This window comes from Lactobacillus sp. ESL0684 (assembly GCF_029392675.1).
Classification (GTDB): domain Bacteria; phylum Bacillota; class Bacilli; order Lactobacillales; family Lactobacillaceae; genus Lactobacillus.
This window is the reverse complement of the sequence record NZ_CP113941.1, coordinates 778,266-803,666: the sequence shown is the minus strand read 5'-3', so window position 1 is coordinate 803,666 and position 25,401 is coordinate 778,266. Positions and strand designations below refer to the sequence as shown.

General features: G+C 38.0%; 26 protein-coding genes. 3 read left to right on the top strand and 23 right to left on the bottom strand.

Annotated elements, in window-relative coordinates; all coding sequences use genetic code 11:
- Nucleotide 1 precedes the first annotated feature (1 nt).
- From OZX56_RS03795 to OZX56_RS03755, 9 genes are all read right to left on the bottom strand, one after another.
- On the bottom strand, nt 2–1,702 hold the full coding sequence (locus OZX56_RS03795; protein ID WP_277140240.1) for a proline--tRNA ligase: 1,701 nt from the start codon (nt 1,700–1,702) through the stop codon (nt 2–4).
- A 29-nt stretch (nt 1,703–1,731) separates the two neighbouring features.
- Entirely contained in the window at nt 1,732–2,988 is a 1,257-nt protein-coding gene (gene rseP / locus OZX56_RS03790; protein ID WP_277126569.1) for an RIP metalloprotease RseP, read from the bottom strand.
- A gap of 11 nt (nt 2,989–2,999) precedes the next feature.
- On the bottom strand, nt 3,000–3,797 hold the full coding sequence (locus tag OZX56_RS03785; RefSeq protein WP_277126570.1) for a phosphatidate cytidylyltransferase: 798 nt from the start codon (nt 3,795–3,797) through the stop codon (nt 3,000–3,002).
- Nucleotides 3,798–3,806: 9 nt separating this feature from the next.
- Nucleotides 3,807–4,538, bottom strand: a complete 732-nt coding sequence (locus OZX56_RS03780) for an isoprenyl transferase (RefSeq protein WP_277126571.1) — start codon at nt 4,536–4,538, stop codon at nt 3,807–3,809.
- A gap of 3 nt (nt 4,539–4,541) precedes the next feature.
- The gene (gene frr, locus OZX56_RS03775) at nt 4,542–5,099 is read right to left on the bottom strand and encodes a ribosome recycling factor (RefSeq protein WP_277126572.1); all 558 of its coding nucleotides are present in this window, start codon (nt 5,097–5,099) and stop codon (nt 4,542–4,544) included.
- A complete protein-coding gene (pyrH, locus tag OZX56_RS03770; protein ID WP_277126573.1) occupies nt 5,099–5,824 on the bottom strand; it encodes a UMP kinase in 726 nt (241 codons plus the stop codon). The genes frr and pyrH overlap by 1 nt, the downstream gene beginning before the upstream one ends.
- Before the next feature lie 131 nt (nt 5,825–5,955).
- Entirely contained in the window at nt 5,956–6,831 is an 876-nt protein-coding gene (tsf, locus tag OZX56_RS03765) for a translation elongation factor Ts (protein ID WP_277126574.1), read from the bottom strand.
- Nucleotides 6,832–6,866: 35 nt separating this feature from the next.
- Entirely contained in the window at nt 6,867–7,649 is a 783-nt protein-coding gene (rpsB, locus tag OZX56_RS03760) for a 30S ribosomal protein S2 (RefSeq protein ID WP_277126575.1), read from the bottom strand.
- A 159-nt stretch (nt 7,650–7,808) separates the two neighbouring features.
- Entirely contained in the window at nt 7,809–8,834 is a 1,026-nt protein-coding gene (locus tag OZX56_RS03755) for a GIY-YIG nuclease family protein (RefSeq protein ID WP_277140239.1), read from the bottom strand.
- 62 nt (nt 8,835–8,896) lie between these two features.
- Here OZX56_RS03755 and OZX56_RS03750 point away from each other — a divergent pair, with 62 nt between their 5' ends.
- Entirely contained in the window at nt 8,897–9,511 is a 615-nt protein-coding gene (locus tag OZX56_RS03750; RefSeq protein WP_277140238.1) for a 1-acyl-sn-glycerol-3-phosphate acyltransferase, read from the top strand.
- A gap of 46 nt (nt 9,512–9,557) precedes the next feature.
- Here OZX56_RS03750 and OZX56_RS03745 read toward each other — a convergent pair whose 3' ends face one another.
- The 5 genes from OZX56_RS03745 to OZX56_RS03725 all read right to left on the bottom strand — a co-directional run bounded on the left by OZX56_RS03745 (nt 9,558) and on the right by OZX56_RS03725 (nt 15,246).
- Nucleotides 9,558–10,958 carry an FAD-binding oxidoreductase gene (locus OZX56_RS03745; protein WP_277140237.1) on the bottom strand — a complete coding sequence of 467 codons (1,401 nt, stop codon included), beginning with the start codon at nt 10,956–10,958 and terminating at the stop codon, nt 9,558–9,560.
- 136 nt (nt 10,959–11,094) lie between these two features.
- On the bottom strand, nt 11,095–12,885 hold the full coding sequence (locus OZX56_RS03740) for an ABC transporter ATP-binding protein (RefSeq protein WP_277140236.1): 1,791 nt from the start codon (nt 12,883–12,885) through the stop codon (nt 11,095–11,097).
- A 1-nt stretch (nt 12,886) separates the two neighbouring features.
- Entirely contained in the window at nt 12,887–14,641 is a 1,755-nt protein-coding gene (locus OZX56_RS03735; protein ID WP_277140235.1) for an ABC transporter transmembrane domain-containing protein, read from the bottom strand.
- A 67-nt stretch (nt 14,642–14,708) separates the two neighbouring features.
- On the bottom strand, nt 14,709–14,927 hold the full coding sequence (locus tag OZX56_RS03730) for a YneF family protein (RefSeq protein WP_277126582.1): 219 nt from the start codon (nt 14,925–14,927) through the stop codon (nt 14,709–14,711).
- Between the two features lie 70 nt (nt 14,928–14,997).
- Nucleotides 14,998–15,246: a DUF896 domain-containing protein gene (locus OZX56_RS03725; protein WP_277140234.1), complete on the bottom strand. Its 249-nt coding sequence runs from the start codon at nt 15,244–15,246 to the stop codon at nt 14,998–15,000.
- A gap of 145 nt (nt 15,247–15,391) precedes the next feature.
- Between OZX56_RS03725 and lexA the strand changes: the two genes are divergently transcribed.
- On the top strand, nt 15,392–16,048 hold the full coding sequence (gene lexA / locus OZX56_RS03720) for a transcriptional repressor LexA (protein ID WP_277126584.1): 657 nt from the start codon (nt 15,392–15,394) through the stop codon (nt 16,046–16,048).
- A 264-nt stretch (nt 16,049–16,312) separates the two neighbouring features.
- Here lexA and OZX56_RS03715 read toward each other — a convergent pair whose 3' ends face one another.
- From OZX56_RS03715 to ylxM, 7 genes are all read right to left on the bottom strand, one after another.
- Complete coding sequence (locus OZX56_RS03715; RefSeq protein WP_277140233.1) at nt 16,313–17,077, bottom strand: nucleoside phosphorylase; 765 nt, start codon at nt 17,075–17,077, stop codon at nt 16,313–16,315.
- A 98-nt stretch (nt 17,078–17,175) separates the two neighbouring features.
- The gene (gene rplS / locus OZX56_RS03710; protein WP_277126586.1) at nt 17,176–17,523 is read right to left on the bottom strand and encodes a 50S ribosomal protein L19; all 348 of its coding nucleotides are present in this window, start codon (nt 17,521–17,523) and stop codon (nt 17,176–17,178) included.
- Nucleotides 17,524–17,677: 154 nt separating this feature from the next.
- Entirely contained in the window at nt 17,678–18,400 is a 723-nt protein-coding gene (trmD, locus tag OZX56_RS03705; RefSeq protein WP_277140232.1) for a tRNA (guanosine(37)-N1)-methyltransferase TrmD, read from the bottom strand.
- Nucleotides 18,390–18,905 carry a ribosome maturation factor RimM gene (rimM, locus tag OZX56_RS03700; protein ID WP_277140231.1) on the bottom strand — a complete coding sequence of 172 codons (516 nt, stop codon included), beginning with the start codon at nt 18,903–18,905 and terminating at the stop codon, nt 18,390–18,392. The genes trmD and rimM overlap by 11 nt, the downstream gene beginning before the upstream one ends.
- 69 nt (nt 18,906–18,974) lie before the next feature.
- Entirely contained in the window at nt 18,975–19,247 is a 273-nt protein-coding gene (gene rpsP, locus OZX56_RS03695) for a 30S ribosomal protein S16 (RefSeq protein ID WP_277140230.1), read from the bottom strand.
- 80 nt (nt 19,248–19,327) lie between these two features.
- Nucleotides 19,328–20,755, bottom strand: a complete 1,428-nt coding sequence (gene ffh, locus OZX56_RS03690; protein ID WP_277140229.1) for a signal recognition particle protein — start codon at nt 20,753–20,755, stop codon at nt 19,328–19,330.
- Nucleotides 20,756–20,758: 3 nt separating this feature from the next.
- The gene (ylxM, locus tag OZX56_RS03685) at nt 20,759–21,100 is read right to left on the bottom strand and encodes a YlxM family DNA-binding protein (RefSeq protein ID WP_277126591.1); all 342 of its coding nucleotides are present in this window, start codon (nt 21,098–21,100) and stop codon (nt 20,759–20,761) included.
- A 176-nt stretch (nt 21,101–21,276) separates the two neighbouring features.
- Between ylxM and OZX56_RS03680 the strand changes: the two genes are divergently transcribed.
- Complete coding sequence (locus tag OZX56_RS03680) at nt 21,277–22,701, top strand: amino acid permease (RefSeq protein ID WP_277140228.1); 1,425 nt, start codon at nt 21,277–21,279, stop codon at nt 22,699–22,701.
- Nucleotides 22,702–22,757: 56 nt separating this feature from the next.
- Here the strand turns inward: OZX56_RS03680 and OZX56_RS03675 are convergent, their stop codons facing one another.
- Entirely contained in the window at nt 22,758–24,182 is a 1,425-nt protein-coding gene (locus tag OZX56_RS03675; RefSeq protein WP_277140227.1) for a C69 family dipeptidase, read from the bottom strand.
- Nucleotides 24,183–24,195: 13 nt separating this feature from the next.
- Nucleotides 24,196–25,401 carry a signal recognition particle-docking protein FtsY gene (gene ftsY, locus OZX56_RS03670; protein WP_277140226.1) on the bottom strand — a complete coding sequence of 402 codons (1,206 nt, stop codon included), beginning with the start codon at nt 25,399–25,401 and terminating at the stop codon, nt 24,196–24,198.

Here is a 25,401-nt window from a genome sequence, read left to right as displayed (position 1 = left end):
ATTATCCTAACTCTTTAGTTACTAAACTATCCAAATCTGCGATTGACATTTCAACAGCACGATCATCAGTTGACCGTTTAACCTCAACAATTCCAGCATCAGCTTTTTTACCAATCGTAATCCTTATAGGCGCACCAACTAAATCTGCATCTGCAAATTTAACTCCTGCACGTTCGTTTCGATCATCATAGAGAACATCATACTTACCACTGTATTTCTGTTCAAGCTGTTCAGCTAATGCAGTTTGTGCCGCATCTTTCATCTTCATTTGTACAATATGCACAGCAAAAGGCGCAATTTCTTTAGGCCAAGCGATACCATTATCAGTATAATGCTGTTCGACAACCGCTGATAACATTCTAGTAACCCCAATACCGTAAGAACCCATGATTACTGGCTGGGCCTTACCATTTTGATCTAAAAAGCTCGCTCCCATATTTTCTGTGTAATAGGTTCCTAATTTAAAAATGTGTCCAACTTCAATTGATTTGGTAAATTTAAGGGGCAAATGATCAATTGGATCTGGCTCACCCTCGTTAGCAACACGCAAATCACCAAACTGGTCAACTTTAAAATCACGACCAAGATTGGCATTTTTAAATTGAAAACCAGTTTTGTTAGCACCAACAATAACATTGAACAGGTCTTTAACGGTGTCATCGGCAACGATTTTATCTGCCCAAATAGCATTAATTGGGCCAATCCCACCTTTTTGCGAACCTGTCAGAGTTTCTAGTTCAGCATCTGTTAAAAGACGCAGTGAATCAGCATTCAACAAATGGGTAAGTTTAACTTCATTAATTTCCTTATCGCCGCGAATTAAAACTAAAACATAATCTTTTTCATCGACTAGGTAAAGAACGCTTTTAACTATTCGTGTTGCTGGTACTTGTAAAAAGTCAACTAGATCAGCAATTGTTTCTTGATTGGGAGTAGCAACTTCAGTCAATTCATCAGCTGGCTCCTCATCCTGCTTAAAAGTGTCGACACTAACGGCCATTTCTAAATTGGCAGAATAAGTTCCAGTCTCATTGGTAGCAATTACATCTTCACCAATTGCGGCTGGAGCTTGAAATTCAGTTGAATTTTTACCACCCATAGTTCCCGAATCGGCAATTACTGGACTAACTTGCACACCACAGCGTTGATAAATTGCTTCAAAAGCCCGCTTTTCATCTTCAAATTGCTCATCCAATTGCTGCTTAGTAGCAGCAAAACTATATGCATCAAGCATCACAAATTCACGACCACGTAACAAACCAAACCGAGGACGATTTTCATCACGAAATTTAGTCTGAATTTGATATAGTGCGATCGGCATTTGCTTGTAGCTTTTTAAGTTTTTAGCGACAATTTCGGTAAAAGTTTCTTCATGAGTTGGCCCTAGTAAGCTATCTCGGCCATGGCGATCCTTTAAACTGAACATTTCAGGACCATATTTATGCAAACGACCAGAATCTTCCCACAATGAAGCAGGCAATAAATGTGGCATAGTTACTTCTGGCACATTTATTTTGTCCATTTCTTCTTCCATAATTTTTTCCGCCTTGCGCAACACACGATAACCCAAAGGCAGGTATGCGTAAACACCAGCTGTTACTTGGCGGATATAACCTCCACGCAACATTAACTTATGACTCTGTGCAACCGCATCAGCTGGCGCTTCCTTTAGCGTTGGCATGAAAAATTTTGATTGACGCATAAACTTCTCCCTAGAATTTTTTCTAATTCTTACTTAATAAAGTAACGATAAATGTCATTACCAGTAACTGCAATGATTAAAACTAATAATAACCCAAAGCCAATTAGTTCTATCATTTCTTCATGATTCTCAGCAATTGGCTTACCACGGAAAATTTCAATTATATTTAAGAAAAACTTCCCACCATCTAAACCTGGTACCGGAATTAAATTGACAATTCCCAAATTAATCGAGATCATTGCTAAAAACGATAAAATATAAGAAAAACCCATTTGTGAAACTTGAGACGTCTCCGAATAGATTCCAACTGGCCCAGATAACTTATTTAAACTAAAATTCTTAAACAAACCGCCAACAGCAGTGAAAATCATTCCTGTAGTTGAAACTGCAGTATCCCATCCACGCTTTAATTTTGCGCCGTAACTGTTATCACTTTTAGCTTGTATACCAATTTGATAAACTGTTTTGCCTTGAACCTTTTTAGCCTTAGGCTGTAATTTAACTTTTCTTTGTTGACCATGTTCTGCTAGAACAACATCTAAAGACTTTCCTTTGCTAGCATCAATTTGCTGTGCTACATCATCAAAGTTTTTTATCTGGTGATCAGCAATTGACACAAACCTTTCGCCAGTCTTAATCTGTGCAGCAGCTGCTGGTGAATTGTTTGCAACATGACCAACCGTAGTAGTAGCAGGACCAGCAACCGTAAAAGTCCAAATTAAAAAAACCACAAAACCTAAAATAATATTCATCAGTGGTCCTGCAATATTAGTAGCTAGCTTTTGCCAGACATTAGCATTTTGAAACTGAGTATCGCGCGGTGCAATAACTAATTCGGTCTTTGAATCATCGATGACAGTTGCATCATGATTTACGCGAAAAGTAACTAATTGGTCCTCATCAGCATTTTCATAACCAGTAATTGTTAGTTTATCAACTAAATCAGCCTTAGTGACTTGAACTGGAATTCCTTCAATTGGAATATCAGAGCCTGAAGCATCAATTCTAGTTACTTCATTTTGCTCATTCAACTGTAAAATTACTGTCATTCCAGCTGGTAACTCTGCAATTTCATCTTTGCTGGCTAAGCGAACGTAGCCACCAAGTGGCAACCAGCGAATTGTATATGTAGTTGGGTTACGCCTAACTTGAAAAAGTTTTGGACCCATACCAATTGAAAATTCGCGTACTAAAATACCACATTTTTTAGCTACAACGAAATGACCAAATTCATGCACAAAGACTAAAATACCAAAGACTACTAAAAAGATTAGTATACCTTTCAATCGAGCTCCTCCTAATGGATCACGCCTAATAAAGCCGTAACAACAGGCAATACAAACAGCATACTATCAAAACGATCCAATATTCCGCCATGTCCAGGTAAAATCTTACCTGAATCCTTAACTCCATAGTATCGCTTATAGGCTGATTCAACTAGATCTCCTAATTGACCTACAATTGACAATACAATCGCCAACATAATTAGCTCAGTTTGTGAGTAGCCTGTCGCCACACAATAAACATATACCGCAGCACAAGCAACTGCGCAAACAGTACCACCGATTGAGCCTTCCCAAGTTTTATTAGGACTAATTACTGGCCAAAGTTTATGTTTACCAATCACGCGGCCTATCATGTATGCACCGGTATCGGTCAACCAAACAACCACGAATACATAGCCCAGCAACGCTAAACCGTTGCTACTGTTTCTAATTGCTGCCATACAATGAAAACCGATGCCAATATAAAGTGACGCTAGTGTATACACCCCAACATCATCAAAATTAGTTTTATTTTTTGATAAAACTGTCCAAGTAAGCATTAGCAATACTAATGCAAAGTAAATACCATATCTCGACCAGTTAGCAGGCAAGCCACTAAAGAAATTATCAGGTGCAGCCAATGTCATTGTTGCCAGCAACGCTAACACAAAGTTAATCGAAATCAAGATTTGCTTCTTCATTAAAAAGACTTCGCTGATTCCGACCGCCGCCAGAGCAATGACCAACCAATCAATCCACAAACCACCCATTAAAACTATGGGAATAAATAAAATTAAGGCAATAATTGCCGTAGTAACTCGTTGTTTCATATAATTAACCTAACTATCCGATTCATCCACTTTGCCATAACGGCGATTTCGCCCAGCAAAATCAGTTACAAATGCTTTTAAATCATCTTCATTAAAATCTGGCCAATTTTTAGGGCTAAAAGCTAACTCAGAATAAGCTAGCTGCCACAATAAAAAATTAGAAATTCGCTGTTCTCCAGAAGTTCTAATTAGTAAGTCTGGATCACGATATTCACCAAATTTAGCTGTCATTAAATGTTTGGAGAGCATTTCCTCATCAATTTGTTCACTAGTTAATTGACCAGCTTCAATCTGAGTCCCAATTTCCTTAACCGCCGTAATAATTTCACTTCTGGAACCATAATTAAAGGCAAAATTTAAGACTAAGCCGGTATTATTAGCGGTTTCAGTCATTGCCCTTTCAACAACATCATGCGTTTTCCGTGGTAACTCATCTAGATAACCCATGATATTAACTTTGACATTATTCTTTTGCAGAGTGGGCATAAACTTACTAAAAAAGCGAACCGGCAAGTTCATCAAATAGGCAACTTCTTCTTTTGGACGAGCCCAATTTTCTGTTGAAAAAGCATATAGTGATAAGACTTTGATCCCTAACTTATCAGCTGCTAAGGTGATCCGTTCAACATTGTTCATGCCTTCGTAGTGTCCAGCAATCCGCGGCTTACCCTGTTTTGTCGCCCATCGACCGTTACCATCCATAATAATTGCAAGGTGATTTAATTCATTATTTTTAGGCATTGTCTAACCTTTAGTAATTTCAGAACGCTTTTGATCAGCAAGTTCATCAATCTTTTTAGTGGCATTATCAGTAATTTTTTGAACTTGCTTTTCTAAACTTCGTTGCTCATCTTCAGTAATTTCATCATCTTTAGCCTGTTTTTTAAGCCCATTCATGGCATCGCGGCGAACATTACGCACAGCTATCTTAGCCTCTTCAGCAGTCTTATTAACTTGCTTGGCGATTTCTTGACGGCGCTCCCCGGTTAGCTGTGGGATAACTAATCTAATAACTTTACCATCATTAGCTGGAGTTAAGCCTAAGTTCGAGGCTAACAATGCGTGCTCGATATTGTCAAGACTGTTTTGATCATAAGGAGTAATCATTAACACTCGAGGTTCCGGAATCGTAACACTTGATAATTGTGTCAGCGGAGTTGGTGCACCATAATAATCAACTTGAACACCATTAAGTAAAGCAGCGTTAGCTACACCAGCTCGAATTGCAGACAAATTTTTTTGAAAAACAGTAATCGATTTGTCCATATTGTCTTGTGCTTTTTTGACGATTTCGTTATTCATTATTTACCACCCTCGATAACAGTACCAATTTTTTCACCTTGGACTACGCGTTTAATATTGCCTTCAGTATTTACGTTAAAGACAATCAATGGAATGTTAGTATCCATTGACAGTGAACTAGCAGTGCGATCCATTACTTGCAAGTTTTGTGAGATTAGATCAAGTTGAGTCAATTCATTATACTTAGTTGCTTTGGGATCAACTTTTGGATCAGCAGAATAGACACCATCAACGCCATTTTTAGCCATTAAAATAACATCTGCATTAATCTCAGCAGCTCTCAAAGCTGCAGTTGTATCGGTTGAAAAGTAAGGATTACCAGTACCTCCACCCATGATAACTACACGACCTTTTTCTAAATGGCGAATTGCCTTTCGCCTGATATAAGGTTCAGCAACTTGTCTCATTTCAATTGAAGTTTGTAATCTAGTAGGAACGCCAATATGCTCCAAACCATCTTGTAATGCAAGACCATTCATAATAGTTGCCAGCATTCCCATATAGTCAGCTTGTGAACGTTCCATTCCTAGCTTAGCACCAGTTTCGCCACGCCACATATTGCCACCACCACAAACGATGCCAATATCAACACCTAAGTCATGCACGGATTTAATTTCTTGAGCTAAATGACTAATAACGGTCGGATTAATTCCACTACCTTCATCACCAGCAAGTGCTTCACCGGAAATTTTTAAAACAATTCGCTTATATTTAACTTTAGTCATGACGACCTCCCTATTAGCTTTAACCATTTTACCATATAAATTAATTGATTGTGTGCCCAACTAAATAAAACAGTGCAATTTTATCTAGAAAAAAAGAGAGGTATAACCCTCTCTTCTAAGCGATCAACAAATTACTTCATTTGTTCCTGTACTTCAGCAGCAAAATCTTCTTGTTTCTTCTCGATACCTTCTCCAACTTCGTAACGAGTAAAACCAACGACTTCACTACCAGTTGATTTTGCATATTCAGCAACTGTTTGATCAGAATCTTTAACGTAAGGTTGATCAACTAAACAAATTTCACTTAAGTATTTGTTTACTCGACCCTGAACAATCTTAGGTACAATCTTTGCAGGTTTACCCTCATTTTCAGTCTCTTTAGTAAAGATTTCTTTTTGACGTTCCAAATCTGCTTCTGGAACAGATTCTCTATTCAAGTATTCTGGATTAATTGCGGCTACGTGCATTGCTACATTCTTAGCAGCTTCTTCACTATCGCCCTTTAAAGTTGCAACAGCAGCAATAGCACCACCATTATGCTTATAAGCACCAAAAACTTCATCATCATTCTTAGTAATAAGATCAAAACGTCTTAAAGTGATCTTTTCACCAATAACAGCAGTCAAATTAGTAATTTCCTTACCAATCGTTGATTCACCCATTGGAGCTTCCAAGGCTTCTTCAACATTAGCTGGCTTTGCAGCTAAAATTGCCTTAGTAACATCATCAACTAATTTTACAAACTTATCATTAGATGAAACAAAGTCAGTTTCTGAATTAATCTCAACTAAGACTGCATCATTGCCTGCAAAAGCAAACTCAGCTAAACCTTCAGCAGCAATTCGACCACTCTTCTTAGCGGCTTTAGCAACACCTTTTTCTTTTAAGATGTCAATTGCCTTCTCAATGTCACCATCTGATTCAACTAAAGCCTTCTTGGAGTCCATCATACCTGCACCGGTACGATCACGTAACTCCTTAACTTGTTTAGCAGTAATCTGTGCCATAACGTGTCCTCCTAATCAAAAACTATCTGTAAAAACTAATCTTCGTTTGATTCTGTAACAGTTTCAGTAACTTCTACATCCTCGGTTTCGCCTTCAGCGTTAGTCATTTCTGCTTCTACGCTTTCGGTATCATCTTGACCCTGCTTGCCTTCAATAACAGCATCAGCCATCGCACCAGAAATCAAGCGAATAGCCCGGATTGCGTCATCATTAGATGGAATCACAACATCAACTGGATCTGGATCAGTATTAGTATCAACCATAGCAACGACTGGAATACCGAGAATGTTAGCTTCGTGAACTGCAATCTTTTCTTTCTTAGGGTCAACTACGAACAAAACATCTGGAATTCTAGGCATATCTTCGATACCACCTAAAAATCTTTCAAGTTTATCCTTTTCTTTAGTTAGCAGTGAAGCTTCCTTCTTTGGTAGCACATCAAAAGTACCATCTTCTGCCATCTTCTTTAAATCTTTTAATCTTTGCACTCTGCTTTGGATTGTCTTCCAGTTAGTCAAAGTACCACCTAACCAACGTTGATTAATGTAGTATTGACCTGCACGAGTTGCTTCTTCAGCAATAGAATCTTGGGCCTGTTTTTTAGTACCAACAAAGAGAATAACGCCACCATCTTGAGCGATTGCTCTCATGAATGAATATGCGTCATCGAGCATCTTGATGGTCTTTTGCAAATCAATAATGTAAATGCCGTTTCTTTGAGTGAAAATGTAAGGAGCCATCTTAGGATCCCATCTTCTAGTTTGGTGACCAAAATGAACACCGGCTTCAAGTAATTGTTTCATTGAAACTACTGACATAATAACTTCCTCCTATGGTTTTAATCTTCTCAGACGATCATTTCAATACTTCGCCAAAATATTGGCACCAAAATATTGATTACGACTGATGTCTTCTAAGCTATGCTACTTTTGCAGCATACTATAAAATGATACTAAACTTTTGCTTACGATGCAAGATTAAAATTCAACATGATGATCACGTAAAAACTGCTCCTTCCAAGCTCTTGAATGGTGTTTAAACCAATATTCCCTTTTTAAAGCTAAACTTTTATCAGCAAATTTTTCATGATAAATCATTTTAACCGGTCTACGAGCCCTAGTATACTTTGCTCCCTTGCCTGCATTATGAGCATTAAGCCTTTTTTGCAAATTATCGGTAAAGCCGCCATAAAAGCTACCATCATGACACAAAAGTACATAAAAGTAATAATCTTTAGTTGAATTAAGTTTGCTAGTAGGCTGCTCATGAATAATTTGCTCAATTGCCGGTAAATAATTGCCTGCTTGATCATGGACCTCAACAGCATCTTTTAATACTAAGCCGTCACTTGCCGTATGTTTCACCGCTTCAACAATAATTAAATTACTATCTTCACCGCGATGAGCAACATAGGGCTGAACCATTTTGATGCTTAAGTCATGCTTAAGACAAAAATAGGTAATCTCATTAAGTCGCTCAGGTCGATGTACCATGAATAACTTACCTTTCATCTTAAGTAAACCACTAGCAACACTGATAATTTCTTCTAGATTAATCAAGATTTCGTGGCGAGCAATTGCCTTTTTGGGATCAGGATTAACTTCATGCCCAGTAGGAACCTTAAAATAAGGAGGATTAACGACCACAACATCATAGGAGTCCTTACGCAAAAAGTTAGTGGCATCTTTAACATCAGCTTCGTAAACAGTAATTCGGTTTTCTAAATGATTAAGTTCTACTGAACGTTTGGCTTGAGAAGCAGCTGCTGGTTGAATCTCAATTGCATCGTAGTTTGCCCGATTAAACTGAGACATGTATAGACTAGCTGCACAATTACCTGCACATAAATCTACCACTTTAAAACGATCGCGAATTGCTACTTTGGCACTTGCAGCCAATAATAGTGTATCTAATGAAAAACTAAACGCAGTTTTGTCTTGAATTATTTTCAGGTTATCGCTGTACATATAATCGATCCGTTCATTTTCTTTTAAAATTGCCATAAAAATTTTGTCCTTCCCACCTGCTTTGCTATAATATTTTACAACAAATGGAGGGAAATATTTTGTTTTATCGTTTTATTCGTCCAGTCGCTCGATTTGTTGTCTGGATTCTAAATGGCCACTTACACGTTTTCCATCAGGATAGAATTCCTGATGGAAATTATATCTTAGCTGCACCACATCGAACCTGGTGGGAGCCAATCTTATTTGCACTTGCAGCTAGTCCTAAGGAATTTATGTTTATGGCTAAAATTGAATTATTCAAAAATCCAATTTTGCGTTTTATTCTAAATCATGCTCATGCTTTTGCTGTTGATCGCAAACATCCTGGTCCTTCAACGCTCAAAATTCCAATTAAGGGCCTAAAGCAAGGTAATTACTCCTTGATCATTTTTCCCTCTGGAACTCGGCATTCAAATGATCTAAAAGGTGGTACTTTAGCCATTGCCAAATTATCTGGTAAGCCAATCGTACCAGTCGTTTATCAAGGTCCTCTCACATTTAGTGGTCTGCTTAAAAGACAATCACTTAATGTTTGTTTTGGTAAACCAATCCATGTTGACCACAAAATGAAACTAAATCATGATAATGAAGCCAAATTTGGTCAACAGTTACAAGCCGCTTGGGACCAAATTGACCACGAGCAAAATCCAAATTTTCATTACGAAGCTAAATAAAAAAGATGGGTACCACTTATCATAGTACTCATCTTTTTATTTAGCTTTACATTTTAAAAATCTTACCAGGATTCAAAATATGGTTTGGATCAAACAGATTCTTAACTTTACGTAATAGCTCAGTATATTCATGACCATAAAAGTCTTCAAAGTTATCTGCTCGTGCATAACCGATACCATGCTCACCAGACATATTACCATCAAGTGCTTTAGCAGTGCGATACAACTCTTTAATTACCTGATCTTTGACTTCAGCATATTCAGCTTCGGACATTTTGTCTGAACAAAGATAAATATGCAAATTACCATCACCAGCATGACCAAAGTTAGGAATGCGAATTTTTAATTCTTGTTCAAGCTGTTCGATCCGATTCAGCACATCAGGAATATGATTAATTGGCACACAAATATCAATTTCATCCATTTGTGGTGTTGATTTTTGAATAGCTAACAATAGCTCTTCACGACATTGCCAAATCTTTTTTGCTTCGTCTGAATCTGCATCCAAAACAACCGCACTTTGTGCCTTAAAACGTTTAACAGTTTCTAAAGTTTGGTTTAGTTCCGCTTGTAATTCTCCATCAGTAAAAGCGTCAAGTCCAACAATGATAAAGCCGTTTCCATGTTCAAGTGGGAACTTATCTCCAGAATATTTTTCCCATAAGTCGATTACTTTGCGTCCCATAAATTCAACTGTAGTTGGTACTACGCCTGACTCTAAAATCGCTGGTACCGACTTAATTGCGTCCGTTAAAGTTGGATACGGAATGATCGCGTTGATCGATTTACGTGGTTTCGGATACAAACGTACAGTTACTTCAGTTACTACTCCCAAAGTACCCTCAGCACCGACAATTAAATCTCTAAGCGAATAACCAGATGATGATTTGACGGCTTTAGAACCAAACTTGTAGAGTTTTCCATTAGGCAAAACAACTTTTAGTTCACGAATATGTTCTCTTGTTACTCCATACTTAATTGCTTTTAAACCACCAGCATTAGTTGAAACATTTCCACCAATTGTAGCCCAATGCATTGCTGGTGCTGGCATATAAGTAAATGGCTTATCACTTAAATATTCTTCAATATCTTTTAACCTAGTCCCAGCTTGAACTGTCATTGTCAAACTTTCATTATCGTAATCCAGAATTCGATTCATTTTGACCATATCAAGTGAAATACCACCATCAACGGACAAGTTGGCTCCCATTAATCCAGTTGAGTTTCCGCGAGGAACTAGTGGAATATGATGCTCATCAGCATACTGCACAACCCGCATAACTTCATCATTGTCAACAGGCTGGATAACTACATCTGGCATAGCTTTAACAGTGCCAAATTGGTCATGATCCCAATGTTTAGTCGGCTTGTCGATAAAGCGCTCTGGTTCTGCAACCAATTTACTAAGATTTTCACGGTCTGTTTGATCGATTTTATGATATTCCATTATCAATTCTTCTTTCACATCTAAAATAATAAAATAGGGTTTAATTATATTATCAAACTTAGCATCTATTTGCAAACGCTGTCAAGATTTTTAAGAAACAAAAACACAAGTTTAACCATAACTTGTGTTTACTTACTTATTTACCACTATTTTGCATATTATACAGATTATAATAGTATCCCTTTTGTTTAAGCAATTCTTCATGATTGCCGCGTTCAATAATTCGACCACCATCTAAAACAATAATTTGATCGGCATCAACGATCGTCGACAAGCGGTGTGCAATCGCTAAAGTGGTTCTGCCTTGACGCAAACGTGCTAAGCCTTGCTGAATTAGCGTTTCAGTTTCAGTATCGACATTAGCTGTTGCTTCATCTAAAACCAAAATTTTGGGATCCGTTACTAGTGTCCGTGCAAAAGAGATTAACTGCCGCTGCCCTTGGCTAAATTCACTACCGCCTTCACCAACCTTGGCCTCATATTTTCCTGGTAGTTTTTCAATGAAATCATCAGCTTGTACAGTTTTTGCCGCGGCGACAATATGCTCATCAGTAATTTGTTGATTATATAATCTGATATTAGAATTAATATCACCATAAAACATAAATGGATCTTGCAATACCAGTCCCAACTTGCGCCGCAGTTCCTCTTTAGGATATTTTTTAATATCTACATCATCAATCAGAATTTCTCCTTCATGAAAATCATAAAAACGCATCATCACGTTGATAATTGAGCTTTTACCAGAACCAGTATGACCAACTATTCCCAGAGTTTGTCCTGGATTAACCGTAAAGGAAATATCATGCAAAATTTCATTTTCACCATCATAAGAAAAACTGACGTGTCTAAACTCTATTTTACCTTCAGTAATCGTTAATCCTGTTTCTGCATCTTGCTCGGGCTCATAATTAGTATCATCCAGGATACGAAAAATTCGCTTACCAGCAACTATCCCGTCTTGAAAGAAGGTCATTTGATCCATCATATTAGAAATCGGATTAAAAAATTGCGAAATATATTGTGAAAATGCATAAACAATTCCGGCAGGCACAAAAGTCTGTCGCATTGGAAAGCCAAAGTACATCAAAGTAGCAGCTACTGCTAATGAATATAGCAAATTGGTTAATGGCGATAGCAAAAACGAATTGAGATTGATCATACTAAATCTAGTTTTAAGCAAGGTTTCATTTTCATGCTCGAAATTATTGGTCATCCGCTCTTCTTGCTTAAACTGTTGAATCAAGGAAACCCCCTCGATTGATTCGTTCAAATTAGTATTAATCCGACTAAGACGTTCACGGTAATTGCGATACAACTTGGAACTTCGCTTAGAATATTGCCAAATAACCACTAGCAAAATTGGTAAAAATGCAAGCACTATCCAAGCTGCAACTTGATTAGTAGAAAACATTGCTACCAATGCCGAAACAATTGAAAAAAATGAAATAACCACACTCGACAAAACCGTTAAGAAATTACTTAATGTCATCGTATCATTGGTCACCCGTGACACGATTGAGCCGGCTGGCGTCTGATCGAAATACCGCATTCCTAAGGTATGCAATTTTTGATACAGTTCTTTTCTTAATCCCTCAAGTGTTTTTTCTGAACCTAGAGCAAAAAAATACTCATAAATAAACTGTAAAGTGCCTTTAACTACAGTTCCAACTGCATACAATAATCCGGCATATAAAATTACTTGGGTAGGAACGTTGAGCTTCACCAGGTAATTATCCAAGAAATATTGCAAGCCATACGGTAACAGCATATTGATAACACTAACTAAGAATGCACCAATTCCCGCAATAATCATTTCATTCTTAAAATGTAGTACAAACTTAACTAATCGTTTAAAAATACTAAGCTGTTCTTTGACTGGAATCTCTTTTGACCAGACTGATTCATTATTATTTTGTGAATCCAAATTAATCACCTACCTTTTGCGCAAATTCCTGTCTGCGCCACATTTCTGCATACCAACCATCTGCAGCTAATAGTTGTTCATGGGTGCCACGCTCAATAATCTGGCCATCTTTTAAGACCAAAATTAAATCGGCATTCATAACCGAGGTTAATCTGTGTGTGGCAATTAATGTCGTTTTACCCTGTCGTTCTTTACTTAAGGACTTCAAAATCGCTTGTTCAGTTCTAGCATCAACTGCTGATAATGCATCATCCAATACCAAGATTTGGCTCTGCTTAAGCAATGCCCTAGCAATTGCCAAGCGCTGCTTTTGCCCACCAGACAAGGAAATCCCATTTTCACCGACCAAGGTTTGATAGCCATGCGGCATTTGCAAAATATCCTCATTCAAATCACTTTTTTGGGCAGCCAAAGTAACTTCAGAATCTGCGGCATCAATTTGAGAAAAAGCAATATTCTTTTGAATACTAGTTGAAAACAAGTAATTATCTTGTGGGACATAAGCAATTTGTCTTAATAAAGTATTCAATGGAATTTGCCGAATATCATGACCATTTAGAGTGATTTGACCATCATATTGATCAAATTCACGCAGCAGTAGCTGAATAATCGTTGTTTTACCTGCTCCAACCTTGCCAACCAAACCTAAAGTTTGTCCAGTCTTTAGTGTGAAATCAATGTCATGTAGTACTGGCAATTGCGGTTCATCAGGATAGGCAAATGTCTTAATTTGATATTTCAAGTCACCAGCAATGGCGACTTCATCCAAATCCTGGTCGGCATGTTGATCCGTAATTTGCGGCTGCTCATCCAGTAACTTTTCTATGCGATCATAACTAGCACTGCCACGTTCTAAAATGTTAAATAGATAGCCAATCGCAAACATTGGCCAAACCATGTTGCCAATGTAAGCAATAAAGGAAACCAATTGACCGATTGACAGAACTTTATTGGTTACTAATAGACCACCATAAATAATCGTAATGGTGTAAGTTAGCCCGATAATAATTGTACCTAAAGGGTCAAACAATGAATCCCACTTAAAAACCTTTTTATTAATCTTGATAGTATCGTCAACCAATTGTCCAAATGTGGCAGTATCTTCCTTACCCTGACCAAAGGTCTTAAGTACTTTCATTCCCGAAACTGACTCTTGAGTCTTATTATTTAGCCATGAAAAAGCCGCCTGTGATTCATCAAACGCATCATGCAGATGAAGCCCTAATTTCCAAGCGCCCCAAGCCAAAAATGGTAGTGGCAAGATCGCTACTAACGTCAAGCGCCAATCAACAAATACGACCATTGCTACTATTGTCGACAATCCCATGATCAGCGAATCTACCAAAGTTAAAACGCCTTCACCAGCTACATCTTGAACTGCCGAAACATCATTAGTAGCATGCGCCATTAAATCACCTGTGCGATGACGTTGGTAAAAAGTGCGATCCATCACCATAAAGTGCTGGAATAATTTTGACCGTAATTGGCGTTCAAGCTCTGCTGCGCCGCCCCAAATTTGCTTACGCCAAAAATAGCGGAAAACATATAACAAAATTGATGCGACAATAATTGCCAAAATCAATCCTGCATATTTTGACCAAGTAATAAAGCCTCGATTCAATTGATCAGACATCAATCCTAAAATACGGGGCGGTACTAAATTGGCCACAGACGTCAAAGCCAAAAAAGTAATCCCGACTATGTAGCGCCTTTTTTCCTTCTTAAAAAACCAACCTAATTTAAAAAATATACCCATTTTTATCCCAAAATTCTAAATAAAAAAGACGGAGATAACCCCCGTCTTTTGCCCACATCCAGCAAGTTTAGTTGTTTTGATGCTTCATCATGTTCATCACCTGGTTAACCTTCTTAGCTGAAGGTTTTTGTCCCATTTGCGACATCATAGCAACAATCATGTCCTCACTGATTGGCGGATTATCTTTAAAATACTTCTTCATATATGATCGCGCACCATAAAAGCCACCAATTAGTCCTACTAATAAGGCAACGATAATTAATACGATTGCTAATGCCAAATTCATAAAAATATACACCTCAATTTTTCTCAATATCTCTATTCTACCTAAACTCTGTGCAAAGTTAAAGACAAAATTAATCTTTTCTTAAACCTTTTGCCCGTTGCGCTTTTTTCGCCTTCTCAGAAGTAACTTCATGACCATCTTTATCGACGATAACCAAATCTTCAACTTCTTGCTTAAATCCTGCCCGAAAGTTTTTAATAAATTGCTGGTGTAAACTTTGGCGTTCCTGCTCTTCTGCTTGAGTCAATCCTTGAGTCTTTTTCTTATGATATAATTCGTTGATACGTGCAGTTATTGCCTGTTCGTTTTGCTTAGTCATCTTAATCGCATCCTTTCTTAAAAAGTCTACCGTATTTACTTACAGAAAAAAAGGTAAAACACTCAGAACATTCGTTTGTGCTAGCATTCTTTTTTTGTTAAAATAAATTTAGTAAATGTTCCATTTAGATATTGGAGGTTAACAAATGCCAAACGCAAACGAAACGGACCATCAACATGATCGCAGGTACAAAGATTACCGCCAACTAGAAATCTTACAGTATATTTATCAAACCATTCAGGATCGCGGTTTTGCCCCAACAGTGCGTGAAATTTGCGCAGCAATGAGCCTTTCTTCAACCTCAACGGTTCATGCTCACCTATCTCATCTTGAACAAAAGGGCTTAATTACTAAGGATGCTAGTAAACCGCGAACCCTTGAAGTTACGACCTTAGGGAAAGAAAAATTGGGCATTAAGCCAACTGAAATTCCAGTTGTTGGTGAAGTGACTGCTGGGCAACCAATTCTAGCGGTCGAAACCATCGATGATTACTTTCCTTTGCCGCCCGATTTAGAAAGTGATGCTGGCGATTTATTCATGCTTAGGGTCAAAGGCGAAAGTATGATTAATGTTGGTATATTAGACGGCGACAATATCATTGTTCGTAAACAAAGTACTGCCATTAATGGTGAAATTGTCGTCGCAATGACTGAAGATGAAGAAGCAACAGTCAAACGATTTTATAAAGAAAAAGATCATTACCGCTTGCAACCAGAAAATGATAATATGGCGCCAATTATTTTGCCAAAGGTTAAAATTCTCGGTAAGGTTGTCGGCTTATATCGCAACAAAATTAATTAGATTTCATCATAAAATGACTAGAATAAAAAAATATTCTAGTCATTTTTTAGTATATTAAGATAATAAACTTGATTAACTTTAACTTGATTACTAATTGGGTTCTCAGTTAATTTTTCTTTCCACATTTATTAAGCTTATGCAGTTCACAAACTTTTCTATGTTATTTTGTGATAAAAGCCGGCTTAGCAACAATAATATTTAATTTTGTGAATTATGCTATCGTTTCACGTAGGTTTCACAGTCATATTTTTCACAAGGTTTAATTTACAATTCACGTAAGATGTTAGCTGCTAGTGTTAGCGAATTTCCATGTGCCATTCGTCCCCAATTACGATCATCGTGTTGCTCAAGATTGGCTAGCGAATCAGCGGTAAATAAGATTTGTGCAAAATCAACTTCTCGAAAGCGTGCACAAGCCGCTAATGCAGCGCACTCCATTTCTACGCACGCCGCACCAAGCTTTTTTACTTGCTGTACTTTATCCTTAGTTTCCCGAAAGAAACCATCAGTTGTCCAAGTTATGACTTCTTTTACTTTTAAACCATTTTGAATCATTAATTGTTCAACTCGCGTTAAATACTTGGAGCGCAAATCAATCATGTTAGCTGCTGGTTGATAGTGAAAAGAAGTTCCCTCATCTCTAATGGCTTTAACTGGCACCATAAAATAGTTTTCGGGCAAATTAGTTAACGCTCCTGCTGAACCAATTGCCAAAACTTGCTTGACACCGTAACTAATTAGCCAGTCAAGCAGTTCTACAGCCGCCGACGCACCAATCTTTGCCTGACAAAAGGTAACTTTTTCATTCTCAAGTTGCACTTCATAAATTGGAGTTTCCCCTTCAAAACAGTCAAAATGTCCGATTTTTTGATGCGAATAATTATTTAAAAATTGCGCAATTGCTTCATTAGTAATAAAAGCGAATAGTAATTTAGCAGGAAACTGGTAATTTTGTTCTGCCACTTCGTGATCCGGTTCAAGAATTGCACTCTGACTAGCATCAAAATCTAGTAAAAAAAGTTTATCCATATTATTGACCTCATATAATTTTGTATTGCCAATAAGTTTACCATAAACCACAAAAAAAGAACCATCCGCTTACGGATGATTCTTTTTCATACTTCGAATTAACGACGTCTTTCTGCAATTCTAGCAGATTTACCATGACGATCACGCAAGTAGTATAGCTTGGCACGACGTACACGACCGTGACGTACGACTTCAACCTTGGCTACTCGTGGGTCGTTTACCGGGAAGGTACGTTCAACACCAACACCAGAAGCAATCTTACGTACTGTATAAGTTGCAGCAATTCCTGCACCCTTACGCTTGATTACTACTCCCTCAAACAACTGAATACGTTCATGGGTACCTTCAAGAACACGCACGTGAACTCTAACAGTATCACCTGCACGAAAATCAGGAATGTCATCACGAATTTGATCTTTAGTCAACTCTTGAATTAATGGATTCATTATAGCTTCTCCTTCTGCGGTGTTCATTAGCGCAACCTGCACCAGCGGAACACCCCTTATTCATTGTGCGATGAAAATCACACTTTAAATATTTTAGCAAATTAACTAAAGTAAATCAAGAACATCAACTATCCGTAAATAATCAAATTTTTAACTAATTCGTTTCCTCTTCTTTAATTTCTGCAAGCATTGTTGTTTCTTCCTTATTTAGCTGATAATTCGCTAGCATGTCTGGTCGTCGCAAATAAGTGGCACGCAAAGCCTCTTTGCGGCGCCAACGATCAATTTTTTGATGATTACCAGAAGTCAGCACGCTTGGTACTTTCATGCCATTAAATTCTTCTGGTCGGGTATACTGCGGATATTCTAGTAAGCCTTGAGCAAAACTCTCATCAACTGGAGAAGCCGCATTGCCCAGAATCCCTGGTAACAGACGAACTGTTGCATCAATCATGCTCATTGTCGGCAATTCACCACCAGTTAACACATAATCACCAATTGACACTACTTCATCAGCCAACTGATAAATACGTTCATCAAAACCTTCATAATGGCCACAAATAAACGTTAAAGTTTCTTCTTTAGACCAAGATTGTGCAGTTTGCTGAGTAAACGTTTTTCCCTGAGGAGCAGTAATAATCACCCTGCCCTTATTTTTTAGTGAATCCAGTGCCTTTTGGATCGGCATAATTTGCAAGACCATCCCCGCACCACCACCATATGGTGTATCGTCGACATGATGATGAAAATCAGTGGTAAAATCGCGAAAATTGATCAAGTTCAAATCCCACTTACCATCTTCAAGGCCACGTCCTAGCATTGAAGTCTGCAAAGGGGTAAACATATCAGGAAAGAGCGTTAAGACATTAATTTTCATCTCGCAACCCCTCCATTAATTCTACGTAGACGCGTTTATTTGCAACATCAACTTTTTTTACCACGTCAGCAATATATGGAATCAAGTATTCCTTGCCTGATTCTTCAGTTACCTGCCAAACATCGTTGGCTCCTGGGGATTCAATTTCTGTGATGCTTCCTAACAGTTCTCCAGTCTGATTATCTAAAACCTGACAACCTAGAATATCACGATAATAGTAAGTGCCAGCTGGCAATTCATGTTGATCTGCTTGGCTAACAACCAAAGTTTGACCCTTGAGAGCCTCAGCTGCCGAAATTTCAGTAATTTCAACAAATTTTACCAACCAAAATTGCTTAAAAGGCCGACTACTTTCAACCGTTAATACTTGAGTCTCATCGTCTTTTAAAGCCAACTTACTGCCCTGTGCAAAACGCAACTCCGGAAAGTCTGTAATCAGCGCTACCTTTACTTCGCCTTGTAAGCCATGCGTCGACAGGACTTTAGCTACATCATAAAATTGCATTGCTACTCCTAAATTTAAGTATGAAAAAAGTTTGAAGCAATCAACTTCAAACTTTTACTAACAAATCAATTATTTGTTGTTTTTTGAATCGTGCAACTTCTTCATCAAGCCAGCACCTGAAAGAAGTGATCTAACAGTGTCTGAAGGTTGTGCACCCTTTTGTAGCCAATCAAAAATCTTGTCTTCATCTAATTTCAATTCCTTAGGATTTGAAACTGGATTGTAGTAACCAACTTCTTCAATCACACGACCATCACGTGGCATTCTTGAATCTGCAACTACTATTCTGTAGAAAGGTCTTCTCTTGGCACCCATGCGGCGCATCCGAATTTTTACTGCCATAAATTTATCCTCCTAAATTTTTACAATAACTAATATAGCATTAATTTTTTCTGGTGTAAAGTGTTTTTACTTAACAGCAATTATGAATGATAACGTTTGACCTTCATTCGCTTCTTCTTGTTTTTCTTAAATTTCTTCCCCATATGGTGCATGGCAATTCGGCCCATTTTGGAATCCATCCCTGGCAAATTATCTAAACCTTTCAAATTGCCTTTAGTTACCTTACTCATCATGTCGCGAGCTTGCTTAAACTGCTTAATCATGCGGTTAACTTCAATAACTGGACGACCAGATCCTGCCGCAATTCTTCTACGCCGACTTGGATTGAGTAACTCTGGATCCTCTCGTTCTGCTTCAGTCATTGAAGAGACAATCGCCTTAATATGCAAAATTTGTTTTTTATCTATATTAATATCTTTAAGTTGAGGATTATTAGCCATACCTGGGATCATTTTCATGACCTGGTCAAGTGGCCCCATCTTTTCAACCTGATCTAATTGATCAATAAAGTCGTTGAAATCGAAGGTATTTTCCTTCATTTTTTCTGCAACTTCTTCGGCCTTTTTAGCATCATAGTCAGTCTGCGCTTTTTCAATCAGCGTTAACATGTCGCCCATGCCTAGGATTCTTGAAGCCATACGATCAGGATGGAATTGCTCAAGATCAGTTAACTTTTCACCTTGACCAGTATAAATAATTGGCTTACCAGTTACTGCTCTAATCGATAACGCAGCACCACCACGGGTATCACCATCAAGCTTAGTTAGAATAACTCCAGTAACATCTAAACGACTATCAAAGCCTTTAGCAACATCTGTTGCAGCCTGACCAGTCATTGCATCAACTACGAGCAAGATATTATCAGGCTTGGCAACTTCTTTAACCTGTTCTAACTCTTGCATCAGTGGTTCATCAATTTCAAGCCGACCAGCAGTATCGATAATTACATAATCATTTTTATTTTCTGTTGCTTGGTCTAGCCCATTTTGCACAATCTTCGCAACATTTTTTTCACCCTGTTCACTATAAACTGGCACAGCTAAATCCTGACCAATCTGCTGCAACTGTTCAATGGCTGCTGGACGATAAATATCGCCGGCAATTAATAGTGGTCTAGCCTTTTTTTGGTCCATGAGCCGCTTTGCTAATTTGCCAACAGTAGTCGTCTTACCAGTCCCTTGCAGTCCAACCATCATAATAATTGTTGGAATATGCTTGGACTTATTCAAGCCAACGGCACTTTGGCCCATCATCTTAGTTAATTCATCATTAACAATTTTGATAACCTGCTGACCAGGATTCAGACTCTCTTGAACTTCTTTACCAAGAGCCTGCTCCTTAATTTTTTTGATGAAATCTTTAACAACCTTAAAGTTAACATCAGCTTCTAATAAAGCTAACCGAATTTCACGACTGGCAGTATTAATATCTTCTTCAGAAATTTTCCCTTTACCAGTTAAATTGCGTAATGCCTTTTGGAGTCTTTCACTCAAATTTTCAAAAGCCATGAATTATTCCCCTCTAATTTTACTTAATATTTCGTTAATTTCTTGTAATGCTTGCTTAGCTTGTTGCTGCTCAATCGCACTAGCAGCGACAGTCAACTTATGTTCTATTTGTTGATAATCTTTATTTAAATGCAGTTTAGCTTCATAATTATTTAGCAACTTGCGACAACGGCGCAAATTATCATAAACAGCTTGGCGTGACACATGATAATTAGTCGCAATCTCACCTAAAGACAAATCATTATAATAATAGTCTTCAAAATAAGCTTGCTGTCCTTTAGTTAGTAGTTGGCCATAATAGGCATAAAGATCACCTAAAAATTCATTTTTATCGAGTTCATCCATTACTTTCACCTTGAATCAGTATAGCAAAAAAGCCAGCAATTGACGATCTGAAAAATTAGTATTTAACAAATAAAATAAAAATTACATTTTTGAATAAGTAAACCTTCTAGCCTTTTATTATCAATAAAATACTTTATAATAGGCTGTTGTATCTATTTAACAAAGGAGAATTCAAATTGAATTTTTGGCAAAAGATAAATCGCAAAGAAGATCCACATGTCTATGAACAAAAAGATGGTCAATTAGTACGTTCATTGACTGTGAAAGACTTTTTGGCGCTAGGAGTTGGAACAATCGTTTCCACCTCAATTTTCACTTTACCAGGAGAGGTGGCCGCCTTGCATACTGGACCAGCTGTAGCTATTGCCTGCATTTTAGCTGCCATCGTAGCCGGTGTCGTAGCCTTTGCCTATGCTGAAATGGCGGCTGCTATGCCGTTTGCAGGGTCTGCATATTCATGGATTAACGTTGTCTTCGGTGAAATCTGGGGCTGGATTGCTGGTTGGGCATTGCTTGCTGAATACTTTATTGCAATGTCATTTATTGGCTCAGGAATTTCGGCTAACTTTCGGGCATTAATAGCACCCTTAGGATTGAAACTCCCTGCCGAACTAGCCAATCCTTTCGGAATTAACGGGGGCGTTGTCGACATTATCTCAATTGTGTCAATTTTATTGGTTACTCTTTTAATCAGTCACGGTGTTTCAGAGGCTTCACGGGTTGAAAACGCACTAGTTATTCTAAAGGTAATCGCCATTCTCTTATTTGTGATAGTTGGCTTAACAGCAATTAAAAAAGCCAATTTTACGCCGTTTATTCCACCATATAAAGAAACTACTCACGGTCCATTTGGTGGCTGGCAAGGAATCTATGCTGGAATTTCAATGATTTTTGTTTCTTATTTAGGATTCGATGCGATTGCTGCTAATTCTGCTGAAGCCGTTAATCCAGAAAAAACCATGCCGCGTGGAATTGTCGGTTCCTTGCTAATAGCCGTTATCTTATTTGTTTCCGTTAGTTTGGTGTTAATCGGTGACGTTCCTTACCAAAAATACCTAAATTCTGCTGAACCTGTTGGCTTAGCTCTAAGGTCAATTGGTCATGGGACCATTGCAACTCTCGTTCAAACTATCGCCGTCTTTGGAATGTTCACAGCTTTAATCGGTCTATGTATGTCAAGTTCAAGGCTAGTCTACTCTTTTGGTCGTGACGGCATGTTGCCCAAAAAATTAGGCAAACTAAATACTGACAAACGTCCTAACAATGCATTGTGGACCATCAGTATTGTGGCTATTTTAATCAGTGCGTTTTTACCATTTTCATTTTTGACTCAACTGGTATCAGCTGGAACATTGATTGCCTTCATGTTTGTTTCCTTAGGAATTTACCGACTGCGCCCTAGAGAGGGAGTTGACATCGCAAATCCGGGTTTCAAAATGCCCTTTTATCCAGTCTTACCATTTTTGGCCTTTCTCGGATCCTTAATTGTCTTTCTGGGATTAGATCAGCAAGCCAAAATCTATGCTGGTATTTGGTTTATTATTGGCCTAATCATCTATTTCTGTTATGGTCTAAAACATTCGACCATGAACACCAAATAGTTCATTTAACTAAAAAGGTGACTAGCATTACAGCTAGTCACCTTTTTGCTTGTTAATTATAGATTAGCATCCATATTAAAAGTTAATTTAGACATATTAATCGCATCAATCATCATTTGACCCCAGAACTTTTCAGACTTTTCTCGTGTATGAGCTACTGTTGCTTGATTAGCGTCAGTCAAATACTCCGTTAATTCATCACCAGTTTTTTCACCAGCATTTGTAGTCACTTCAGCAACTCTAGCGCGATAATATTGATTCAAATCTTTTAAATAATCCGTATCAAGTTGAACAAATTGTGCATAATGACTCTCAACTAGCGCTGCCACTGATTTATAATACCACCATGCATCACTTAAATTGTAGTCCATTGAAGTATTATTATATGATGGATCGGTATCGTTCATATTAGCAAAAAATGGCACAAATGGTGTAAAAGTAGGTCCACCAATACATAGCCACATAATTGCTGCTTTATCAGCTGGAACATCGTTACGAATTTGTAAAATATGCGCATTCTGCGTTCTATTTAAGCCAATTGGCCGAAAACGATGCTTTTCTTCCTCAGTTCCCTTGCCAAATGGATCATAAAGTGTGTCTTGATAATGACTTCCCAACACAAATTCAATATCTTCAGGCGTAATCTTGCGTGTAGCACGCCGCGTAAACGGTAAATCACCATCAGTTGGATCCTGCTCAATTTCAGGATTGAAGTACTTTTGTCCATACCAAACTCGGCAAGTGTTGTAATGGCGATCTTGCTCAGTATAAGTGCCAAAAATATGCCGAAAGTTCCAGCCTTCATAATCTGGATTCAAATGATGCTGGGCCACAAATTCTCGGATTCCCTCACTCCATTTAAAATTAGCTGGATCAGTAAAATTAACTTGTGCAATCGAAACGCGGTTCGCCGCAATTGCATAGGCATCATCTGGAATTCTTTGCGCTACCCAATGGTGACCGGTCACAATTTCCATGTACCAAATTTCATTTTGATCGCTAAATAGAACTGAATTGCCAGCAGGTGACCCGTATTTGGCAATCAATTTACCCAAATAATCCACGCCATCTATAGCCGAATGAATATAAGGTAACACGACCGACTCCATACAATCTTCATCCAAACCATCTTTAACCAATGGATCAAAGGCCAAAGCTCGCTCATTACCATAGGTTGATTCCGTGCAGGACATTGCAACATTTTCTTGATTAATACCACTTTCGTCATAATAGCCGAGATGTTGATAATCAACATTGGGCACAGCTGAAACAGCTTGCGCATTTTCGGGTAGATCAAGTTCAAACTTATTCAACCAAGACTTAATCTTACGTCCCTTTTCATTCTTAACAGCAGGTTTAACAATGAACTTTTGCGGCGTAATCGGACTAAATGTATCATCATTACGCGCAATCATTGTTGAACCATCAATTGAGGCCTTTTTACCAACTAAAATAGTAGTACAAGCAGAATATTCTTTCATTTTTGTTCCTTTATTAAATTAAATCATGAAACAAACCAACAGCATAATTAGCAGCGTCAAAGTCAGCTAGGTCTTCAGCAGCCTCTCCTAGACCCACTAATTTTACTGGCAACTTCATTTCATTGCGAATTGCTAAGACGACGCCACCTTTAGAAGAACCATCTAATTTAGTCAAAACCAGGCCAGTTAATTTAGTAGTTTTATCAAAGTCTTTAGCTTGCAACAATGCGTTTTGACCAGTTGAACCATCCAAGACCAACAAAGTTTCTGTAGGTTCATCTGGCGCCAATTTTTTAATGGTACGCTCAATTTTTTCTAGTTCGGCCATTAAATTCTTTTTATTTTGCAGACGGCCTGCAGTATCAACTAGCAAATAGTCCGCGTGTTCACTTATCGCTTGTTTAGTGGCATCAAAAACCACGGAAGCCGGATCGGCCTGCTCTTTACCCGTTACAACTGGGACATCAACCCGCTTACCCCACTCAACTAACTGTTCAACCGCACCAGCTCTAAAAGTATCAGCTGCGGCCATGATTACCTTCTTACCTTGATCATGATACCGCTTGGCCAATTTTCCAATGGTAGTTGTCTTCCCTGCACCATTAACACCTACAAATAAATAAATATTTGGCTGGTCATCAGCATGGAATGCCAACTTTTCACTGTCTGCGTCTGCATTTTGATCGTACAAGTCAACTAACTTCTCAACAATCACTTGCTTGAGTTCATCACGCGATTTGGCTTTTTGCAACTTAGCTTCATCCCGTAATTGGGTTGTTAACTCTTCAGCCGTTTCATAGCCAACATCTGATTCAATCAACAATTCTTCTAAGTCATCAAAAAAGTCTTCATCAACAGATCTGAACTGTGCGAAAAATTGATTCAGCCTAGCTCCAAAGCCCTTATTAGTTTTCTCTAAGCCCTTTTCATATAATTGCGTTTGCTTCTCAGATTCTGATTCCGCAATCGGCTTATCCGTACCAACTTTTTCAGTTGTAGTTGCAAAATTTTCTGACTGTTTGTCCTCATCTGTCTGTTCAGCAGGTTCATTCGGTTCATTAGCAACTTCTTCTGATTCAGGCTGCTGACTAGCAGCTTTAGTAGCCTGGTCTTCTTGTGCTGATTCTTGTGTTTTATCTTGGTTATCAGCTTCAGTCTCTTTTTGCTCGTCTTCTTGTTTACCAAATAATGACTTTTTTATTTTATCAAATAAACCCAA

Coding starts and splice junctions, on each gene's coding strand:
- OZX56_RS03795 (WP_277140240.1), bottom strand. CDS start 1,702: ATGCGTCAATCAAAATTTTTCATGCCAACGCTAAAGGAAGCGCCAGCT.
- OZX56_RS03785 (WP_277126570.1), bottom strand. CDS start 3,797: ATGAAACAACGAGTTACTACGGCAATTATTGCCTTAATTTTATTTATT.
- OZX56_RS03780 (WP_277126571.1), bottom strand. CDS start 4,538: ATGCCTAAAAATAATGAATTAAATCACCTTGCAATTATTATGGATGGT.
- frr (WP_277126572.1), bottom strand. CDS start 5,099: ATGAATAACGAAATCGTCAAAAAAGCACAAGACAATATGGACAAATCG.
- pyrH (WP_277126573.1), bottom strand. CDS start 5,824: ATGACTAAAGTTAAATATAAGCGAATTGTTTTAAAAATTTCCGGTGAA.
- tsf (WP_277126574.1), bottom strand. CDS start 6,831: ATGGCACAGATTACTGCTAAACAAGTTAAGGAGTTACGTGATCGTACC.
- rpsB (WP_277126575.1), bottom strand. CDS start 7,649: ATGTCAGTAGTTTCAATGAAACAATTACTTGAAGCCGGTGTTCATTTT.
- OZX56_RS03755 (WP_277140239.1), bottom strand. CDS start 8,834: ATGGCAATTTTAAAAGAAAATGAACGGATCGATTATATGTACAGCGAT.
- OZX56_RS03745 (WP_277140237.1), bottom strand. CDS start 10,958: ATGGAATATCATAAAATCGATCAAACAGACCGTGAAAATCTTAGTAAA.
- OZX56_RS03735 (WP_277140235.1), bottom strand. CDS start 14,641: ATGGGTATATTTTTTAAATTAGGTTGGTTTTTTAAGAAGGAAAAAAGG.
- OZX56_RS03730 (WP_277126582.1), bottom strand. CDS start 14,927: ATGAATTTGGCATTAGCAATCGTATTAATTATCGTTGCCTTATTAGTA.
- OZX56_RS03725 (WP_277140234.1), bottom strand. CDS start 15,246: ATGACTAAGCAAAACGAACAGGCAATAACTGCACGTATCAACGAATTA.
- lexA (WP_277126584.1), top strand. CDS start 15,392: ATGCCAAACGCAAACGAAACGGACCATCAACATGATCGCAGGTACAAA.
- OZX56_RS03715 (WP_277140233.1), bottom strand. CDS start 17,077: ATGGATAAACTTTTTTTACTAGATTTTGATGCTAGTCAGAGTGCAATT.
- rplS (WP_277126586.1), bottom strand. CDS start 17,523: ATGAATCCATTAATTCAAGAGTTGACTAAAGATCAAATTCGTGATGAC.
- trmD (WP_277140232.1), bottom strand. CDS start 18,400: ATGAAAATTAATGTCTTAACGCTCTTTCCTGATATGTTTACCCCTTTG.
- rimM (WP_277140231.1), bottom strand. CDS start 18,905: ATGCAATTTTATGATGTAGCTAAAGTCCTGTCGACGCATGGCTTACAA.
- rpsP (WP_277140230.1), bottom strand. CDS start 19,247: ATGGCAGTAAAAATTCGGATGCGCCGCATGGGTGCCAAGAGAAGACCT.
- ffh (WP_277140229.1), bottom strand. CDS start 20,755: ATGGCTTTTGAAAATTTGAGTGAAAGACTCCAAAAGGCATTACGCAAT.
- ylxM (WP_277126591.1), bottom strand. CDS start 21,100: ATGGATGAACTCGATAAAAATGAATTTTTAGGTGATCTTTATGCCTAT.
- OZX56_RS03675 (WP_277140227.1), bottom strand. CDS start 24,182: ATGAAAGAATATTCTGCTTGTACTACTATTTTAGTTGGTAAAAAGGCC.